This window comes from Bacteroides timonensis, assembly GCF_000513195.1.
GTDB classification, from domain to species: Bacteria; Bacteroidota; Bacteroidia; order Bacteroidales; family Bacteroidaceae; genus Bacteroides; species Bacteroides timonensis.
Map to the genome: position 1 here is coordinate 1 of NZ_CBVI010000127.1, position 16,364 is coordinate 16,364.

Sequence of the window (16,364 nt, forward strand, 5' to 3'; positions counted from 1 at the left end):
CCCTAAATAAAAAAAGCACTTCCTGTCGTTCGCTCACGGAGGAAGTGCTTCACACAAAAACTAAACTAGACTTAACTAAACTATTCTATTGGGGGAAGTTTCACAACTTCCTTTATCTGTTCGATGCAAAGGTAAAAAAACATTTTTTAATATGCAATAGGAAATTATATTTTGTCGACAGATTCGGATATTTTATCGACAAATGAATGTTATTTCTTAGCTCCTTTTATCCAGGAAGGTTTGAAATACCTGTTTATAACTATCGCTGACAGGGATATACGTTTTATCAAACACAATTCGTCCCCGATCAATAACTCTTATTTTTTCTTTCTGTACAATATAAGATCTGTGAACCCGCATGAAACGGGATGTTGGTAATAATCCCTCCATCGATTTCATACTCATAAGCGATAAAATAGGCCGGGCTGTATCTTCTGTATAAATCTTAACATAATCCTTCAAACCTTCTACATAAAGTATCTTTTTAAGTTCTATTTGTACCAGTTTATAGTCACTTTTTACAAATATACTTTCTATTTCTTCTTTAGGCTGTTGCAAGAGTTCAAACCATTGTACGGCTTTATTAGCTGCCTGCAAAAAATCCACGTAAGAAATAGGTTTTAGCAGATAATCCAAAGCATTTACCTTATAACCATCAATGGCGTATTGCTCAAAAGCGGTACTAAAGACAATACGGGTATGTGCATCTACTATTTTGGAGAATTCCAAACCGTTAAGTTCGGGCATCTGTATATCAAGGAAAAGCAAATCCACTTGCTTATCCGGCAGTTCCTTCATAGCCTGTACGGCGCTGGAATACTTTCCTTTCAATGTCAGGAACGGAGTTTTGTTGACGTAGCTTTCCAGTAAATCTAAAGCTAAAGGTTCGTCATCTACTATGGCACAAGTCAGATTCATACTTACTACTTAATACTTAAAACTGATTTATATTCTTTCCCATCGTCGCTTACTCCTTGGTTCCATTCATATTGGCCGGGATAAGTTAATTCCAGGCGTTTCCGCACTTGCTCCAGTCCTATGCCACTTCCACTTTTATCAGTCTGGCTTTTGGGATGGTAGCTGTTGGTTATTTCGCAGCATACCTGACCGGGGCTTTCACTGAAATGGATGTGGATAAAACTGGGCTCGGTGGGAGAGATACCATGTTTGAAGGCATTCTCTATGAGGGAGATGAAAATGAGCGGGGCTATTTCCGTACGACTATCGGCACGAACATCTATTTGTGTCTCTACGGTTACGTTTGCGGAGAGGCGGATGCGCATCAGTTCAATGTAGTTGCGGATGAAATCCATCTCTTTACCAAGAGAGACAAAATTCTGTTGATTGTCGTAGAGGACGTGACGCAGCAGGCGACTTAATTCCTGAACAGCAGCTTGTGCTTTATCGCTGTCGAAGGCGATAAGAGCATAGATGTTGTTCAGGGTGTTGAGCAGGAAGTGCGGGTTCAGTTGATTACGCAGGTTTTTCAGTTCCGCTTCCGTACGGCTTTTCTCGGCTTCCCGGCGTGCGGCTTCTACTTTTACCCAACGGCCACTCATACGGATGGCAGCGGCCAGTCCTACGGTGAGAACCATTGAGAAGACATCTCGCAGGATGAAGATCCAACTAGGAGGTTCGGGACGTTTATGAGCTTCGGGTTTCACATACGTATGGAAGATGAAATCTTGCCAAAAGTGTACGCCGACAGCTGTGCAAAGTATGAGCAGGAGATTCAGTAATACATATTGCTTGATGCGTCCCTCAAATAAGAAACGAGGGATGAAGAAACAGTAGTTTATGTAGAACACGATCAGGAATGATACCGGAACCGCACTGCCATGACGTAAATAGTCTACCCAGCTTACCGTAAATCCGCTACGATTCATCAGCAGAAACGGGAAAGCGAAAACGATTCCCCATCCGATGATATGGATGAGAACTTCTACAATCCGGCGAGTTTGGGAGTCTTGCATAATCATGTTACAAAAATAATTATTTTTAGTGATTAACGTTTAGTGAATCCCTTTTATTCGTATCTTATTGCCTCTATCGGGTCCAGATCAGCCGCCTTCTTAGCCGGATACCAGCCGAAGAACACACCGGTGACCGTACAAACGGCGAAGGAGAGGAATACACTCCATGCCTGGATGTAGATAGGCCAGTGGGCTACGTTCTTTACGATGAATGAGGCTCCGCAGCCAATGACGACTCCGATGATACCACCTGTGATACTGATAAGGATGGCCTCGATCAGGAATTGCGAGAGAATATCCACACCACGGGCACCGACAGACATACGCAGACCGATTTCACGGGTACGCTCCGTCACGCTGACGTACATGATGTTCATGATACCGATACCACCTACTACCAGGGAGATGCCGGCGATACATGCCAGAAGTGTCGTCATCAGGTCGGTAGTGGAGTTCAGCATAGTGCTGAGTTCCTGCTGGCTGCGAATGGTGAAGTCGTCGTCATCACTTTCTTTCAGCTTATGGTTGCGGCGCAGGATGGTGGTGATTTCATCCGTTGCATAATCCGTCATATCCTCGGAGAGGGCGGAGGCAAAGACACCTTGCAGATATGTGACGGCAAGCATACGTTTCATTACCGTGGTATAAGGTGCCAGTACGATTTCGTCCTGGTCCATACCCATGGAGTTGTAGCCTTTGGCTTTAAGTACACCCACTACGCGCAGGGGCACCTGGTTGAAACGGATGATATGTCCGATAGGGTCCTGTCCGTTCGGGAAAAGGTTGTCCACAATGGTCTTACCGATGATGCAGACTTTGGCGGCACTCTGAATGTCCGCTTCGGTAAACATCTCGCCACTCTCTACGCTCAACTGGCGGATTTCGAGATATTCGGTACCTACACCATTTACAGAGGCAGGATAGTTATTGTTTCCTGCAATGAGCTGTCCGCTGGACGATACATTGGGGCTGACGGCTGCCAGGAAGTTGGTTTCATCCCGCAGTGCTTCGTAATCGGTCAGCTTCAGTGTCTGCATGGACGAGGCATCCTGGCGGACACCGCCACGCGTATCACCACCCGGATGAATCATAATCATATTCGAACCCATTTCCGCGATCTGTGCCTGAATACTTTTCTTCGAGCCTTGCCCGATGGCGAGCATGGTGATGACGGACGCCACACCGATGATGATACCCAGCATGGTGAGGAAGGCGCGAAGCTTATTGTTGGCAAGGGCGCGGAGAGCTATTTTGAAAAGGTTTGTTCCGTTCATTGTTTTTTTGAGTTACGGGCTACAAGCTACAAGTTACGAGTGCTTTGTAGCCTGATAACGCAGCTACTTGTAACTCGTAGCTGGTAGCTTGTAGCTGATTTATTAGTCTTCATCACTTTTTGGCAGCGCTGCCAGAGCTTCTGCCGCTGAAAGGATTTTCGGGTTCACCGTATCTTCCGTCACGTGCCCGTCGCGCAGACGGATATTCCGGCTACTGTATTGAGCTATTTCGGGGTTATGGGTGACAAATATAATCGTACGTCCTTCGGCATGCAGTTTCTGGAAGAGAACCAATATATCAAAAGAAGTACGTGTATCCAGATTACCTGTTGCTTCATCGGCAAGGATTACCGCAGGGTTGTTCACCAGGGCACGGGCGATGGCTACACGCTGCATCTGTCCACCGGACATCTGGTTCGACTTATGTTCCAGGCGGTCGCCGAGTCCCACGGCTTGCAGGGCTTCGATGGCGCGTTGCCTGCGTTCGGCTGCTGAGACGGAGGCGTTGTACATCAGGGGCAATTCCACATTCTCTACGGCAGTGGTCTTTGCCAACAGATTGTAGCTCTGGAAGACAAAGCCTATCTTCCGGTTCCGCAGGATGGCGCGTTGAGGCTTGCTCATGGTGCGTACGGATATGCCGTCCAGCAGATATTCGCCGCTGGTGGGAGTATCGAGGCAGCCCAGGGTGTTCAACAGCGTTGACTTACCGGAGCCGGACGTACCCATAATGGTTACGAACTCCCCTTCAGTGATGGAGAAGGAGACGCCACGCAGGGCGTGGACCGTTTCATCGCCCACTTGGAAGTCGCGCCGGATATTTTGTAATTCTATAACTGTTTTGCTCATTGTTTCGGAATTGTTTCGTTGAATAAATTAAGTGACAAGCTACGAGCTACGAGTGACAAGTACCTTTCGGCGTGATAGCCGGGCGAATAATTATTCGCCCACCAGTATAGCGCAGCAACTCGTAACTGGTAGCTCGTAGCTCGTAACTTAATTTAGCGGCAAAGCCGCTAAATTATCATTTACTATTCTTTTTCTTATTATTTCCCGGAGGGCCCGGCATGAAAGGACTTCTTTCGCCATCTCCCTGTCCTTCGGCTATAGTGGTTTCGGCACCTGTGCTAATCACCGCATCGGATACTATCTGTGTACCTTCGTTGATACCGCCTGTAATTTCGGTGACGATTCCGTTAGAGATACCTATGCTGACCGGGTGTGCAGTGAATGTGTCACCTTCACGAGTCCAGACTTTATGTTCACCTTCGCAATCTTTAACCACTGCATTCGATCCTACCAGTGGAACGGCAGGCGTAAAGCGCAGCGCTTTTGCCGGAACGCTCAGTACTCCTTGTTTATCCAGCGTGTAGATAGTGATGTTTGCCGTCAGCCTCGGTTTCAGCTTCAAGTCCGGATTGTGGGCGGAGATGACTACTTCATAAGTAACTACCGTAGTGGTGGAAGTGGTGCTGCTTGAACTGCTTGTGGCTCCCAGACGAATCTGTGTCACTTTTCCTTCGAACACATCATTCGGATAAGCGTCTACCGTGAAACTTACGCGCTGTCCTTCTTCCACATCGCCTATATCGGCTTCATCCACGTCGGCTACTACCTGCATCTGTGTCAGGTCGGCAGCGATGGTGAAGAGGGTCGGGGTTTCGAAGCCGGAAGCTACTGTCTGTCCTTCTTCCACGTCGCGGCTGATGACAACGCCATCGATAGGAGAGGTGATGGTTGCATAGGACAGATTGCGCTCTGCTTTGGCCAGAGAGGCTTTACTGCTGTCGAAGGCGCTCTTTGCTTTCTGGTAGTTATAAAGACTTTGCTCGTAATCCGTATCACTGATGAGTTGTTTCTCATGCAATCCTTTGTTACGCTCGTAATTCTTCTGTTGATATTCATATTCGGCTTTGGCACCGTCGTAAGTAGCCTTTTGCGATGCTAATTCGCTTTGCAGGGTTACTTTGTCCATTTCGGCAATGAGCTGCCCTTTGGTTACTACTGAGTTATAGTCTGCGTACAACCTATCGATGATACCGCTGACCTGTGTACCTACTTCCACTTCGGTCACCGGTTCGATAGTGCCTGTGGCCGTCACGGAATTGGAGATGTTGGCGCGGTCTACGGTGGCCGTCTCATATACCACTTTCCGCTTTTTGGCTTGTCCGCCAAATGCCCAAATAGCTATGCCGGCTACAATAATGACTCCGACCGCTAAGCTGATAATTTTCTTTTTACTCATACCTTATATTTCTTATCTCGTTGAATGATATATTATATCTCTGAATTAATTTTTACATTGTACCTTGTTCCCGAATCAGTCGTTACTTCATCCTAAATCAGTCGTTACCTTATCCTATTTCAGTCGTTACTTCATCCTATTTCAGTCGTTACCTTATTCTGGTTATTCTAAAATGATTGATAATCAGGGAATTGAAATCGAATGAGCTACTGGGAAATATGCTGACATGCAGGTCCGTTTATGGCATACGGTTACAACTGTATGCCTTCGCCCTGGTAGAAGCGGAGCAACTGTGCATTCAGTATTGCCATGTACTTGGCTTGCAGTGTTTCCTGCTGTGCGTTGAGCAGATTATTCTTCTCTGTCAGCAGTTCCACGGTATTCTTCATGCCCAGATTGAATTGTTCCTGAATCAGATCGTAACTGGTCTGTGTGCTGCGCAATTTCTCGGCAGCGGCAACATATTGCTGCTGTGCGCTGTTGGCATCCAGCCAGAGGCTTTCTATGGTCTTGTATAAAGTCTTCTGCTGATCCTGCAAGTCCAGTTCACTGGTCTGCTTTTGCAGACGGGCCTTTTGCACGGCACTCTTGGTCTGACGGTTGGTGAAGATGGGGATACTTACGGTCAGTCCCAGTGAGTTGTTCCAATTATTCTTTACCTGTTCGGAGAAGGAAAAGTCGTTGCCGTTGGCATTCGTTGTACCGATACCTGCGCTGAGGCTTAATGTCGGAATATATCCCGCTTTAGCGATGCTGATGTCAAGGTCGGATGCCTTAACATTCAGTTTGCCCGACTCTATCTCCGGGCGGAAAGTGAGGGCTGCTTGATACACATCCGTCTTGGTGGGTAGGGGTATCAATACATTCTCATCTCCCAGTGAGGGCAGATACAGGTTCATTTCCTTTTCACCATCCAGTTCAAGTAGTTGTTTCAGTTGTAGTTTATAGTCCTGAAGGGTGGCTTGTGCCGTCACTAACTGATATTTATCTGTACTGACCTGTGCATCCAGTTGCGCAAGGTCACTCTTGGCGATGCTTCCGGCTTCCAACAATTGCTGTCCGCGGTCACGTTCGGCCTGGCTGACGGCAAGTGTATTTTCGTTCACTTTCACAGCTTCGGCGGCATAGAGTATCTGTACGTATATCTGTGCGATGCTTTCCTCGATGGAATTTTCACTCTCGGCAACGTTGAGCTCGGCGATGCGATTGTTCAGTTGCTGTTGCTTGATGGTGTTCAGACGTTTGCTACCGTTGTAAAGGGTCCAGTTGGCATCAATGCCATAACTGCCGTTGTACGAGGTTTTACTGCTACTGCTGGTGATGTTGTCGCCACTGATGATGGTACCGCTTTCACTGTTCGGGCGGTTCACAATGCGCTGGCTGATACTTGCCGAGAGGCTGGGAAAAAGAGCAGCCTTGGCCGTTTTTACATCTACTTCTGCGCTTTCCGCACTGATACGGTTACGCTTCAGGGTGATGTTGTGTTGCAAGGCATAGTCGATGCAAGTCTGCAAATCCCACTGAGCGGGAAGTGCAGTGTCAGCTTCGGGAGCGGCATCGGATGCCGTTAACTCTTGCGATGCAATGGGAGCGGCGTCCTGTGCCCGCAGTGTCGTGCTGCCGACACAAGCGCTTGCTACGCAGAGTGTTATCACTGTCAATCTTCTTACGTTTCTCATATCTTCGTTATGCTATATTGTTTAACGCTTGCGAAGATACGGTGTCGGAAAATGCCCCGCAAAAGAGATAGACAGTTCTGAATTTTTCGTCGTCGGAATGCTTTTTTGTGTCGATGACTAACTTTTTGCCCTTTTATTTGTTATTTAATATATAAAAGTTTTATATTTGTAATGATTATAAATTTTCTATTATGAAGAATACAGTCCTGAAAATCTGGCGTTTTTACGTCGATGGTTTCCGAGGTATGACACTTGGGCGAACCTTATGGTTCATTATTCTGGTGAAACTCTTCATCATGTTCTTCATATTGCGCCTTTTCTTCTTTCCAAACTATCTGAATACGCCGGCCGTAGGCGGAGATAAAGAAGAGTATGTGGGCAGGGAGCTCATCCATCGTGCTATTGGTGATCCGCCAAGCGAAGTAATAGCTCCTTTAACTCCTGAGTAAAGCAATAACTCCTTATAACTTCTGAGTAAAGCAACTAACAATTAATAACTATAACTCGATTTCTTATGCTTGAACACATCGACACTTCTCTGATTGACTGGTCGAGGGCACAATTTGCACTGACCGCTATTTATCATTGGATTTTTGTGCCGCTCACGCTGGGGCTGGCAGTCATCATGGGTATCATGGAGACTATGTATTATCGTACGGGTGATGAGTTTTGGAAACGCACCGCCAAGTTTTGGATGAAACTATTCGGTATCAACTTTGCCATAGGCGTGGCGACGGGACTGATTCTGGAGTTTGAGTTCGGAACCAACTGGAGCAATTACAGCTGGTTTGTGGGCGATATCTTCGGGGCGCCGCTTGCTATCGAAGGCATTCTGGCCTTCTTTATGGAGGCTACTTTCATCGCGGTCATGTTCTTTGGCTGGGACAAGGTGAGCAAGAAGTTTCACCTGGCATCTACCTGGCTGACGGGACTTGGTGCTACGATTTCGGCTTGGTGGATACTTGTGGCAAATGCATGGATGCAAAATCCGGTGGGGATGGAGTTCAATCCGGATACAGTGAGAAATGAGATGGTGGACTTTTGGGCAGTGGCTTTGTCGCCTACGGCGGTGAATAAGTTTTTCCATACGGTGTTGTCCGGCTGGGTGCTGGGTGCCGTGTTTGTGGTAGGCGTGGCGTGCTGGTTTCTGCTGAAGAAGCGGAATAAGAAGTTCGCATTGTCCAGCATAAAGATAGCTGCCTGGGTAGGTTTAGTTTCGGCCCTGCTCTCTGCATGGACGGGAGACGGTTCGGGCTATCAGGTGGCACAGACGCAGCCGATGAAGCTGGCTGCCATGGAAGGATATTATGAGGGACAGCAGGGGGCCGGATTGGTTGCCATCGGTATGCTGAATCCTGAAAAAAAGACTTATAATGACGGACAAGATCCTTTCCTATTCAGAATAGAGATACCAAAGATGCTTTCATTATTGGCGGAAAGGAAGTTGGATGGATTCGTGCCCGGTATCACGGATCTTATTGAGGGTGGTTATGAGTTGAAGGATGGAACGCAGGCACTTTCTGCCGAGGAGAAGATAGAGCGCGGGAAAACAGCGATTGGTGCGCTGGCAGCTTATCGTGCCGCACAGGCTGCGGATAACGATGCCGAAGCTATGGAAGCTGCCAAGGTGTTGAAGGAAAATGTAGCTTATTTTGGTTATGGATATATTAAGGATGTAAATGACCTGGTGCCTAATGTGCCACTGACATTCTATGCATTTCGCGTGATGGTGATGTTGGGCGGATACTTTATACTATTCTTTATAGTGGTATTATTCCTGGCATACAAGCGGGATTTGTCAAAAATGAAATGGATGCACTGGGTAGCTCTGCTGACTATCCCATTGGGCTATTTGGCCGGACAAGCCGGATGGGTGGTTGCCGAATGTGGGCGTCAGCCATGGGCCATACAGGATATGCTGCCTGTAAATGCAGCTATCTCAAAGTTGGATGTCGGCTCCGTGCAGACAACATTCTTCATCTTCTTGGTATTGTTTACCGTCATGCTGATAGCCGAAATCGGTATCTTGCTGAAAGCGATAAAGAAAGGACCGGAAGGAGAAGATTTATAAGATTTATGATTTAAGATTTATGCCATGCGGAATTATGGCGTGGTATAAATCATATTCTATTCTCTATAAATCATAAATCATCCCCCATAAATTATAAATTATAAATCTTATGACCTACGTTTTTCTACAACAATATTGGTGGTTCGTGGTATCATTGCTGGGAGCCCTTCTTGTATTCCTGCTGTTTGTGCAGGGTGGTAATTCGCTTATTTTCTGCCTGGGCAAGACGGAAGAGCACAGGAAAATGATGATTAACTCTACCGGGCGGAAGTGGGAGTTTACGTTCACTACGCTGGTAACGTTTGGTGGTGCGTTCTTTGCATCTTTCCCATTGTTTTATAGCACGAGTTTTGGTGGTGCGTACTGGCTTTGGATGATTATTCTGTTCAGCTTTGTGTTGCAGGCTGTCAGCTATGAGTTCCAGAGCAAGGCGGGAAATCTGCTGGGAAAGAATACATACCGTACATTCCTGGTGATTAATGGAGTAGTAGGTCCGGTGCTGCTGGGCGGTGCGGTGGCTACGTTTTTCACCGGTTCGGAGTTTTATATCGATAAGGGGAATATGACGAATACGGTGATGCCGGTTATCAGTCATTGGGCAAATGGTTGGCATGGTCTGGATGCGTTGACTAATCCATGGAATGTAGTGCTTGGGTTGGCGGTGTTCTTCCTGGCTCGTATTCTGGGAGCTCTTTACTTTATTAATAATATTGATGATAAAGATCTGGTGGCACGTAGCCGCCGTTCGTTGATAGGTAATTCCGTGTTGTTCCTGGTGTTCTTCCTGGCGTTTGTTATTCGCACGCTGTTGGCAGATGGATATGCGGTGAATCCGGAGACGGGTGAAGTCTTTATGGAACCGTATAAGTATCTGACGAACTTTATCGAAATGCCGCTGGTATTGGTGTTGTTCCTGATAGGAGTGGTGCTGGTGCTGTTCGGTATAGGAAAGAGTTTGTTGAAGACAAAGTTTGATAAAGGTATCTGGTTTACGGGCATAGGTACGGTGCTGGCGGTACTTGCATTGTTGCTGGTTGCAGGATATAATAATACGGCTTATTATCCTTCTACCAATGATTTGCAGAGTTCACTGACGTTGGCAAACAGTTGCTCCAGCCAGTTTACGCTGAGGGTAATGTTCTATGTTTCCTTCCTGGTTCCGTTTGTTCTTGCGTATATCTTCTATGCTTGGAGAAGTATTGATATACATAAGATTAGTGAAAAGGAAATGAAAGATGGAGGACACGCGTATTAGGGTGATAGGATGATAGAATAATAAGATGATAAAGTGATAGGGTGATAACGGCACAATGTGTGTATACTATGTTGTCAGAGTAATATTCCACTATCACTCTATCATCCTATCACTCTTTATAAACCACCTGTTGCATCCCGATCAGCCTGTCGTACCTTTCTCCAAAGGCCCGGTGGTAAACAAGGATCAGATATTCATTCTCTGTCTCATAGAAATTTCCCTCTGCCTGTGCAGTACTTCCTGCGGTGGTACCGGGAGCCACATATAAGTATTGATAATTATACGCTCCCTGTTTCAACAATTGCGTGCATTCATAAGCATGCGTTTCTGCATTATACTTCAACCGACTCTCTTCATTAAAATTATCATAAGTAAAAGCTCCTTGCAGATAGAAGTTCCCTTCAGTTAGCGGGTTCTCCCATAGCAGAGAGAAATGAACGAAGAAGTAATCTGCTTCCGTAGCATTATCTACCGCCTCGTCATATCGTATTACGAAGCGTCCGTTCTGATCCTGATCGTAACTGTAGTTTAGTAAGCGAGGCTCGTCCGGGCGGAGTGTGACATGATAGTAAGGAGCATGATAACGAATACTCTCCACACCTTGCGAAGCATAGCGGGTACTCACCATTTCAAAACGCCGGTACTCGTTTCCCGCAGGAAATATCAAGGCCCGGTTATGTTCGTAACGTAGCTGATCGGGACCAATATAGGAAGGATGCAGATTCGTTACCCAGTTATCCGTACGATTATCCTGTAAAACGTGTACTTTGACTTCATTCTGCGGATTGCGGATAGGATATCCTTTATACTGAATACTAAAACTCACCTGCTGGTGTGTCTTATTCCGGTCTATCTCAGTGTCACTGCTGACTTGTGCCGATACGTTCACCTCCTTTTGCAATACCCGGAAGCAGGTAGTGAAAGCCGGTTTATGCTTTCCCTCCGTATCGTCATAAACCGTCAGACGGTAGTTACCCGAAAGTTTCAGTTGTACTTGGTCGTTAGGAAGTGTCAGACGGTAATGCGTGTAGGGCAGGGTAGTATTGACGGAAATATCATGATCTTCTATCGGATTGTCATTGAAACCATCCAGGTATTCTGTTTCGGAAAGATCCGAAGGTGTCCAGTCCGCATTGCAGTGCGTGAGGATGTACTGGTAGCGGTGGTAATCGTGAGTCAGGTGGTCGAAAGATATTTCTATAGTTTCATTCTCCCCCAGCCGGATGACGGCAGGAGACATATAATCATTGTTGGCAATGACCTGCACCGTATGTATATGCTGATTATAAACCTCTGTACGCTGGGCATGCACCCCGCAACAGATGATACAAATCAAGAATAGCGACAAGACTTTTTTCATTCCTTACCATATTAAGCATACAAATATACACAGATTATTTCTTTTTCCTCTTCTCAGTCTTCTGCTTCTTGACTTCTTTCTTTTCTACCGGAGGGAATTTGGGAACCAATTTCATCAATCTCAGGATTTGCGACTGTCTCCGCAGAATGTAAGCTGACGGATGCGCCGAATCAAAACGTATCGGATTGGGGAGTGTTGCCGCTATCAATGCACATTGTCCCGCAGTCAGTTTGGCGGCAGTGGTATGGAACTTATATTTGGCGGCAGCTTCTGCTCCATAAATGCCTTGTCCCATTTCGATGGAGTTGAGATAAACTTCCATAATCCGTTCTTTCGACCAGCATAGTTCTATCAACCAGGTGAAATAAACTTCGAATCCCTTTCGTACCCATGAGGATTGCGGCCAAAGGAATACATTCTTTGCGGTCTGTTGGCTAATAGTACTAGCACCCCGTTTCCGTTTGCGGGTTTCATTCTCTTTCATGGCTTTTTTTATCTCTTCGAAATCGAAGCCGTTGTGGGTGGCAAAGCGATTATCTTCCGAAGCGATAACTGCCATCGGCAAATGAGGGGAGATCTTATCGAAAGAAACCCAAGTGTGATGCCATATCGGCTTTTCGCCTTTGAAGAGTTGCTGGGTGCTGCGGATTACCATGAGGGGAGTGGTGTAAACAGGGATAAAGCGATACAGCACCACTGCCAGAATAGTGGAAATAAAGAAAAAGAGTATCAGGTTGCGGACTATTCGCAAGACTTTCTTTATACTCATTGTCGTGATTTTTAATGTTAAAAAGCTACGAGTTACAAAAAGCTACAAGCTACAAGTTGCCACGCTATCAGTCCGAAAGGCACTTATAGCTTGTAACTCGTAGCTTGTAGCTTTTTGTAACTCGTAGCTTATAGAGCTTACTTGCCTGCTTCTGCATTCTTAATCATCTGCTCGCTGGCGTACATGTAAATATCTACGCGGCGATTCTGGCTGGCTGACATGCTGTCGTCATACTGATTGTAGCCTACGCCTTCCACCTTCTTGAACTGTGAAGGAGACACACCGCAATCTTGCAGATAATTCTCTACGGTATATGCACGGTCTTTTGAAACCTTCATGTTAGCTTCATACGTACCTACTTTATCCGTATGGCCTACGATTGCAATATCTGTTGTAGGGTCTTCTTTCAATATCTGGGCCAGTTCACGCAGAGAAGACTTGGAAGTATTGCTCAATGTAGATGAATTGAAACCAAACAGGATACCTGATTCAAAAGTCACCTTTACAGCGGCTAGACCATTGGTATCTGTTACTTTCTCTACCTGTGCGCCTTCAATTTTGGCAGCTTCGGCGGCCTTCTTATCCATCTTATGACCGATGGCAACACCTGCACCCGTACCTACTGCTGCACCTACCGCTGCACCGATAGCCGCACCCTTACCTTTACCGATCAATCCACCGATAATGGCACCGGCAGCAGCGCCCGATCCACCACCTATCACACCACCTTTGGCAGTGTTATTCATTGTGCTGCAACTTCCCAATAATATAGCACCGCTCAATAGCAGTACACTAATCTTAATCTTTTTCATACTTTATTCTTTTAAAATGTTACTATGTTTATAATGCAAAGTTAGTTATATAACAATTATATTGTTATTATGTTTAGGGATTTTGTTCTGCATTTTTAGAGTATTTTTCTCTTTATCAATATAAACCACGAGGTAAGGATAATTCCTTTGGCGATAGTTGTTGCACTTACAGCCCACCATATGGCGTCTACGCCCATTCCCATGTGTACCAGGAACAGTGCTACGGGAATACGCATATAGTTGAATGATATACTGATGATGGCAGGAGGAATCGTTCTTCCTAATCCGTAGAAGACCCCTTGCATGGTGATTTCCAGCATCATGAAGAGTTGTGAATAACCGTCTATGCGCAGGAAGTCACCACCTACGCGAAATGCTTCCGGTTCGGGTACGAAAATAGAGAATACCTCGCTTCCGAAAAAGATAAACAGCAGCGAACATAGTGTACCGAATATGGACGTCATCCACAATGTAGTGTACCAGGCTTTCTTTACCCTCGACTTCTCTCCGGCGGCATAGTTTTGTGCAATGAAAGTGCTTAGTCCGGTAGAGAAGCCTTGTGAAGTATTCCAGGTGATGGCTTCTATTTGTCCTCCGGTGGTAAAGGCCATAAGACCAATGTGTCCACCTTGTTCCGAAGCTGTACGCGAAAGGAACATATTGACAAAAGCGAACAAAGTATTCAGTGTGGCAACCGGAAGTCCCAACTTGAATATACGCCGGGTGTACTTCTTCTTAAGACGTGTCAGGAAGGGAAATCCACCTAACAGATCGTCCTTATAGCGTAGCTTATAGATGAATATACCGAATACCGTAGCTTCGGCCAACCATGTGGCAAGTGCTGCACCTACCGTTCCCCAGCCGAAACCGAAGATGAAAATCGGATCGAGTATGATATTCATAATCAACCCTGTGCCGCTGATATAGAAGGGTGTTTTGCTTCGTCCTGCCGCATTGTATATTCCGGTGAAGGCGGCGGACAGAAACACGAAAGGTAGCCCTGTTGAGACAATACGCAAGTAAGTCACGGCATTTTCCGTGATGTGCTCTTTCAGCTCGAATATACGCAGGATGGGATTGGCAAACAAGAATAGCCCAGCAGCCCAGCAGATGGAGATGAGCAAGGCAATACTGATGTTGTGCGAAGCGAACTGCCGGGCATCCTGTTCGTTGCGCGCACCTATGGATTGTCCTACGCTGACTTCCGAACCTACTTTATTTAGCAAGGCTATGGAGCCGGACATCCATGTCAATATTCCCACTGCACCAACGGCGGCAACAGCTTCACTACCTATACGACCTACCCATGCCATATCCGTCAGGCTGTATGCCATCTGGATGAACGAGGTGGCCATAATGGGCATCGCCAGATTGAATAGTTGGCGGTTAATAGGACCTTTAGTCAGATTCTTTGTTCCTTGCATTCTTTACAGTCTCTAAATTCCGGGCTGCAAATTTACGGATTATTTGTTAATAACCATGCTGCCGATCGCTTTTCTGTCTATATCGTCCTTGCAGGCACTTAATGAAAGACAGGGAACAGGAGACTGGGTCCTGTTCACACCTGGTCCGTACCTATTTGAAATGTTTCAATTGCAATATATATATCTTTTTATCATTAAACTTTCTTGTGAATGAACTTTCCGTCAATCCAGTAAGTGGCGTGGTTTGCTGTAAATTTCAGTATTACATAGTTGGGATCGGTCGGCCCGCCGGGAAAATGATTGATGAACCAGTCTTGCCAAAGCTCTTGTTTTACATTCTGGTCTGTGATTACTTCCACATCACCTGTCATGCAGACACTGTTTCCCTGTGCATGGAAGCATAGGCCGCCTTTCGGATTCTTGCGGAAATCCTCGGTCTTCACGGAGTCGCTTCCGGTTGACATCCATACTGTTGAAATGTCTTCGGACTTAACCATGCTCATAGGTACGGGGCGTGGATATCCTTCTTTATTTACTGAGGCCAGAACGACTACTTCACTTTCGCGCAACATTTGTGCGGCTTTTTCTCTCATAGTTTCCATAATGCAGAATTTGTTTTGTTAATTGAATGGTGCAAATATAGGTAGTCGGAGATATTTCTGCATTGTACAAAAACGACATTTATGCTTCTACATAAGTCAGTGTGGCATCTTCTTCTGTCAGAGGAATAGAAAGGAAAGAGTAGGGAGTATTGCCGGATAACCTTTTAATTTCTCTTGAGAGGTGCGGCACGTCATAATAGCCTGCATGGACAGCAGTAGAGAGCAGATTGTCACTGGTAGCGCCCCTTAATAAATCCACCGCGTTCTTGAATTTCATGATTCTGCTGTATATTTTCGGGGTATACCCTGTGTTCATCTTGAATTTGCGTTCAAATTGTCGCTGACACAGACAAATATTCTCCATCAATGACTGTACGGGCAGTTTTCCCTGATATCGGTTAATTTGTTCTATTGCAAATACAATTTGCGGATCTGTTGGCAAATCGTGCTTATAAAGAGATTTGATAAATAATTCTTCTATGATCTTTACCCTATTTTCTAAACAGTCTTCTTCGCATAACCTTTCTGCAAAAGAAGTATCGAAAAAGCAGGTTACTTCGTCTGCACTGATTCTCAGGTTAGTCAGTTCGTGCAGTGGCAGGCGGATAAAACGGGATAATCCGCAAGGTAGGAAGCGAACTCCTAGCATGTGAACCGTTTCCGCATACGCTACCAATTCCGAATAGCTATTCATCGGACCTATAAAATAAGTACGATAAGGTTTCATGGTCAGACTGCTATTCACCGCTTGTGTTGCTTCCCCAAGGGTGAAGATAAAGTCTGTACATCCATCAGGAAGTATGTTGATACGCATTCCGTACTCCGGATTCCCTTTGAATTCCCAATACTTGTCTATATAGGGAGAGAGTAGTGCGCAGGGTTGGTATTCTTTATACATTG

At 45.9% G+C, this 16,364-nt stretch carries 15 protein-coding genes; 3 read left to right on the plus strand and 12 right to left on the minus strand.

The window, feature by feature from the left end; genetic code table 11:
• Positions 1-216: 216 nt before the first annotated feature.
• The 6 genes from BN161_RS22830 to BN161_RS22855 all read right to left on the minus strand — a co-directional run bounded on the left by BN161_RS22830 (position 217) and on the right by BN161_RS22855 (position 7,171).
• Positions 217-918 carry a LytR/AlgR family response regulator transcription factor gene (locus tag BN161_RS22830; protein WP_044270554.1) on the minus strand — a complete coding sequence of 234 codons (702 nt, stop codon included), beginning with the start codon at positions 916-918 and terminating at the stop codon, positions 217-219.
• Between the two features lie 5 nt (positions 919-923).
• Positions 924-1,979, minus strand: coding sequence for a sensor histidine kinase (locus BN161_RS22835; RefSeq protein WP_044270555.1), 1,056 nt, complete (start codon positions 1,977-1,979; stop codon positions 924-926).
• A 47-nt stretch (positions 1,980-2,026) separates the two neighbouring features.
• Positions 2,027-3,247 carry an ABC transporter permease gene (locus BN161_RS22840; RefSeq protein ID WP_044270557.1) on the minus strand — a complete coding sequence of 407 codons (1,221 nt, stop codon included), beginning with the start codon at positions 3,245-3,247 and terminating at the stop codon, positions 2,027-2,029.
• A 102-nt stretch (positions 3,248-3,349) separates the two neighbouring features.
• Positions 3,350-4,096, minus strand: a complete 747-nt coding sequence (locus BN161_RS22845) for an ABC transporter ATP-binding protein (protein WP_044270558.1) — start codon at positions 4,094-4,096, stop codon at positions 3,350-3,352.
• A gap of 175 nt (positions 4,097-4,271) precedes the next feature.
• The gene (locus tag BN161_RS22850) at positions 4,272-5,492 is read right to left on the minus strand and encodes an efflux RND transporter periplasmic adaptor subunit (RefSeq protein WP_044270561.1); all 1,221 of its coding nucleotides are present in this window, start codon (positions 5,490-5,492) and stop codon (positions 4,272-4,274) included.
• Between the two features lie 251 nt (positions 5,493-5,743).
• A complete protein-coding gene (locus BN161_RS22855) occupies positions 5,744-7,171 on the minus strand; it encodes a TolC family protein (protein WP_044270566.1) in 1,428 nt (475 codons plus the stop codon).
• Between the two features lie 191 nt (positions 7,172-7,362).
• Between BN161_RS22855 and BN161_RS22860 the strand changes: the two genes are divergently transcribed.
• From BN161_RS22860 to BN161_RS22870, 3 genes are all read left to right on the plus strand, one after another.
• A complete protein-coding gene (locus tag BN161_RS22860) occupies positions 7,363-7,620 on the plus strand; it encodes a DUF4492 domain-containing protein (protein ID WP_044270568.1) in 258 nt (85 codons plus the stop codon).
• A 65-nt stretch (positions 7,621-7,685) separates the two neighbouring features.
• Positions 7,686-9,242, plus strand: coding sequence for a cytochrome ubiquinol oxidase subunit I (locus tag BN161_RS22865; protein ID WP_044270571.1), 1,557 nt, complete (start codon positions 7,686-7,688; stop codon positions 9,240-9,242).
• Between the two features lie 109 nt (positions 9,243-9,351).
• Complete coding sequence (locus tag BN161_RS22870; protein WP_044270573.1) at positions 9,352-10,497, plus strand: cytochrome d ubiquinol oxidase subunit II; 1,146 nt, start codon at positions 9,352-9,354, stop codon at positions 10,495-10,497.
• 109 nt (positions 10,498-10,606) lie between these two features.
• Here the strand turns inward: BN161_RS22870 and BN161_RS22875 are convergent, their stop codons facing one another.
• The 6 genes from BN161_RS22875 to BN161_RS22900 form a co-directional block, all read right to left on the minus strand.
• Positions 10,607-11,857: a type IX secretion system plug protein gene (locus tag BN161_RS22875; protein ID WP_044270575.1), complete on the minus strand. Its 1,251-nt coding sequence runs from the start codon at positions 11,855-11,857 to the stop codon at positions 10,607-10,609.
• A 34-nt stretch (positions 11,858-11,891) separates the two neighbouring features.
• Entirely contained in the window at positions 11,892-12,626 is a 735-nt protein-coding gene (gene mtgA / locus BN161_RS22880; RefSeq protein ID WP_044270576.1) for a monofunctional biosynthetic peptidoglycan transglycosylase, read from the minus strand.
• Positions 12,627-12,763: 137 nt separating this feature from the next.
• Positions 12,764-13,438 carry an OmpA family protein gene (locus tag BN161_RS22885; RefSeq protein WP_007213591.1) on the minus strand — a complete coding sequence of 225 codons (675 nt, stop codon included), beginning with the start codon at positions 13,436-13,438 and terminating at the stop codon, positions 12,764-12,766.
• 95 nt (positions 13,439-13,533) lie between these two features.
• The gene (locus tag BN161_RS22890) at positions 13,534-14,862 is read right to left on the minus strand and encodes an MATE family efflux transporter (protein ID WP_044270578.1); all 1,329 of its coding nucleotides are present in this window, start codon (positions 14,860-14,862) and stop codon (positions 13,534-13,536) included.
• 194 nt (positions 14,863-15,056) lie between these two features.
• Positions 15,057-15,464: a pyridoxamine 5'-phosphate oxidase family protein gene (locus tag BN161_RS22895; protein ID WP_044270580.1), complete on the minus strand. Its 408-nt coding sequence runs from the start codon at positions 15,462-15,464 to the stop codon at positions 15,057-15,059.
• 79 nt (positions 15,465-15,543) lie between these two features.
• Positions 15,544-16,362, minus strand: a complete 819-nt coding sequence (locus BN161_RS22900) for an AraC family transcriptional regulator (RefSeq protein ID WP_044270582.1) — start codon at positions 16,360-16,362, stop codon at positions 15,544-15,546.
• Positions 16,363-16,364 lie beyond the last annotated feature (2 nt).

What these genes read in the sequence shown, in the direction of transcription:
- BN161_RS22830 (WP_044270554.1), bottom strand. Translation starts at nt 918, where the DNA reads ATGAATCTGACTTGTGCCATAGTAGATGACGAACCTTTAGCTTTAGAT.
- BN161_RS22835 (WP_044270555.1), bottom strand. Translation starts at nt 1,979, where the DNA reads ATGATTATGCAAGACTCCCAAACTCGCCGGATTGTAGAAGTTCTCATC.
- BN161_RS22840 (WP_044270557.1), bottom strand. Translation starts at nt 3,247, where the DNA reads ATGAACGGAACAAACCTTTTCAAAATAGCTCTCCGCGCCCTTGCCAAC.
- BN161_RS22845 (WP_044270558.1), bottom strand. Translation starts at nt 4,096, where the DNA reads ATGAGCAAAACAGTTATAGAATTACAAAATATCCGGCGCGACTTCCAA.
- BN161_RS22850 (WP_044270561.1), bottom strand. Translation starts at nt 5,492, where the DNA reads ATGAGTAAAAAGAAAATTATCAGCTTAGCGGTCGGAGTCATTATTGTA.
- BN161_RS22855 (WP_044270566.1), bottom strand. Translation starts at nt 7,171, where the DNA reads ATGAGAAACGTAAGAAGATTGACAGTGATAACACTCTGCGTAGCAAGC.
- BN161_RS22860 (WP_044270568.1), top strand. Translation starts at nt 7,363, where the DNA reads ATGAAGAATACAGTCCTGAAAATCTGGCGTTTTTACGTCGATGGTTTC.
- BN161_RS22865 (WP_044270571.1), top strand. Translation starts at nt 7,686, where the DNA reads ATGCTTGAACACATCGACACTTCTCTGATTGACTGGTCGAGGGCACAA.
- BN161_RS22870 (WP_044270573.1), top strand. Translation starts at nt 9,352, where the DNA reads ATGACCTACGTTTTTCTACAACAATATTGGTGGTTCGTGGTATCATTG.
- BN161_RS22875 (WP_044270575.1), bottom strand. Translation starts at nt 11,857, where the DNA reads ATGAAAAAAGTCTTGTCGCTATTCTTGATTTGTATCATCTGTTGCGGG.
- mtgA (WP_044270576.1), bottom strand. Translation starts at nt 12,626, where the DNA reads ATGAGTATAAAGAAAGTCTTGCGAATAGTCCGCAACCTGATACTCTTT.
- BN161_RS22885 (WP_007213591.1), bottom strand. Translation starts at nt 13,438, where the DNA reads ATGAAAAAGATTAAGATTAGTGTACTGCTATTGAGCGGTGCTATATTA.
- BN161_RS22890 (WP_044270578.1), bottom strand. Translation starts at nt 14,862, where the DNA reads ATGCAAGGAACAAAGAATCTGACTAAAGGTCCTATTAACCGCCAACTA.
- BN161_RS22895 (WP_044270580.1), bottom strand. Translation starts at nt 15,464, where the DNA reads ATGGAAACTATGAGAGAAAAAGCCGCACAAATGTTGCGCGAAAGTGAA.
- BN161_RS22900 (WP_044270582.1), bottom strand. Translation starts at nt 16,362, where the DNA reads ATGTATAAAGAATACCAACCCTGCGCACTACTCTCTCCCTATATAGAC.